The 2,179-nt window shown below is 67.4% G+C and carries 1 protein-coding gene; it reads right to left on the bottom strand.

The genetic code is table 11. From position 1 onward, the window contains the following. Positions 1 to 117 precede the first annotated feature (117 nt). Positions 118 to 1,509 (bottom strand): group II intron reverse transcriptase/maturase, encoded by a 1,392-nt coding sequence (gene ltrA / locus VT52_RS34270; RefSeq protein WP_476756027.1) that lies wholly within the window; start codon positions 1,507 to 1,509, stop codon positions 118 to 120. Between the last annotated feature and the right edge of the window lie 670 nt (positions 1,510 to 2,179).

The raw sequence follows: 2,179 nt of genomic DNA, 5'->3' as shown, positions 1-2,179 counted from the left end.
ACTGTTGAGTCGGCACGGAGCGCGGTGCCGGTGTTGCCACCGGTCCGTTTCTCCGTGCCGCTCGCCGAACCCGGCGTGCGGCTCTCACCGCACCGGGCTCTCCACGGTCTCTGCCGTTCAGGCGTGGTTGAGTTTCCAGGGGTTGGGGATCGTGTCGCCCCGGTAGCGATAGCGGGTGACCGCGGTCGAGACCATGGGGAATAGTTCGATCCCGTCCGCCGAGAGCTTGTGCCACCGGCCGTTGCGGTCGGTGAAGCGTCGGCGGACGTCCTTCCACCTCCAGCGATGCAGCACCATCCACCAGCTGGTCACCCGTCGCCATACGAACTGGTCCAGGGCTTTGAGCGTGGTCTTGCATACCGCGTGCTTGAAGTAGTTGACCCAGCCGCGCAGAATCAAGTTGATCCTCTTCAGCACGGTCCCCGGGTCCTGCTGCGACGTTCTGTTCGTCAGGGCACGGATCTTGTCCTTCAGCTGCCGGATGGGCCTCTTGGCGATGAAGGTGTAGACGTACCACTTGTTCGATCCTCGCTTGCGGCGCCACTGGATGCGGAACCCAAGGAAGTCGAACCCGTCCGACATGTGCACGATCTGAGTCTTGGCTGGTGACAGCCTCAGTCCGAGAGGGTGCAGTACGTCGGCGATGTCCTCGTGCAGACGGGCTACGTCGTCCCGGCTGCCGTCGACCAGGACAACGAAGTCGTCCGCGTAGCGGACGATGCGCCAGTTTGCGCGGCCGTGGAGACGATGGTGTGCCCGCCTGCCTCTGGTGGACATCCTTCCGCCCGGCTCCCACGGCTCCATCACGTGCTCGTCGAGCGCGGACAGGGCGATGTTCGCCAGCAGCGGGGAGAGGATGCCGCCCTGCGGAGTGCCGGTGAAGGTCTCCTCGCGGCCGCCGCCCTCCGTGAGGACGCCGGCCTTGAGAAACGCCTTGACCAGCCGCAGCACGCGCTTGTCCTTGACTCTCGCACGCACCCGGTCCATCAGGGCCGTGTGGTCGATGGAGTCGAAGCACGCCTCGATATCCGCATCGAGCACCCAGCGATAGCCGCTGGTGCCGTAGCGGTGGATCTCGGCGATCGCGTCGTGCGCACGCCGCATGGGCCGGAAACCGTAGGAGACCGGCAGGAAGTCGGCCTCGAAGATCGGCTCCAGCACCAGCTTGAGGGCCGCCTGGACCACCCGGTCGGAGACGGTCGGGATGCCGAGCTTGCGCACCTTCCCGCTTCCGCCGGGCTTGGGGATCTTGCGTTCGCGCACCGGCAGCGGGCGGAACTCACCCGTCTTCAGCACGCGTTGCAGGTCCTCCAGGTAGCCCGGGAGACCGAGTTCCCGCTCGACGCCGACGACCGTGAGACCGTCGACGCCCGGGGTCCGGGCTCCCTTGTTGCCCGCGACCCGTTCGAACGCCACGAGCAGCGTCGCCGGGTCGCATACGAGGTTGAACAGATCGTCGAACCTGCGGCCATGGTCAGCCGCCGCCCAACGGTGAAGCTTGGTCTGCATCCCCGATACCCGCTGGTGAGACCCCAACGGGGCCTCGGGGGCACCACTGTTCAGCGGCGCGTCTTTCGGCATTGCAGCCTCCTTCCCTTCTCGAAACCGCTGCCGCCCTTCCCCATGTGCCGGGCTCTCCCCGGCTCGGAGTACTACGGCGGCTCCGCCCCGTCCCGGTCCGATCGGCCGACGATGGACCCAGCCCCCGCCCGAGCTGGACGCGCGGCAGGAGGGCGGAACCGGGACGGTTCCCGTGTTCGCTCGTTGTTCGATCGTCGGAGTAGGAGCCCGGCTATGCCCCCGCGGCCTCGCCACGGCTACCCCGCAGCACTTCACCGTGGCCTCCCCGCGCGGCACGAATAGACCACCCGGGAAGTTCCCCGCCAGCCGAATATCCAGCAGGGACGCACCGCATCCAGCCCTGATCCACCAGGTTCGAGCTGGCGTGCCTTAAGGAGGCGTAGACGCCGGTTCCTCGCGTACTCCTCTCCGTCTCGCTTGCCGGACCCGCACCATCTGGCAGTACTGGCACGTCCCGGCTTTGTCGGGGCTGCTTCCCGCCCTCCCCGGCACCTCCCGGTTCAGGCTGCCCCCAGCTTCAACCGCCCTGCTGCGAGAGGGCGATGGTGGCGGTCTTTCACCTCCACTCGAGCCACGAGCGCCTCACGGCGCACACTCC

It is taken from the genome of Streptomyces malaysiense, assembly GCF_000980885.2.
Classification (GTDB): domain Bacteria; phylum Actinomycetota; class Actinomycetes; order Streptomycetales; family Streptomycetaceae; genus Streptomyces; species Streptomyces malaysiense.
Note: the sequence above shows the minus strand (reverse complement) of the source record. Positions and strands in the feature narration are given on the sequence as shown.

Coding starts and splice junctions, on each gene's coding strand:
- ltrA (WP_476756027.1), bottom strand. CDS start 1,509: ATGCAGACCAAGCTTCACCGTTGGGCGGCGGCTGACCATGGCCGCAGG.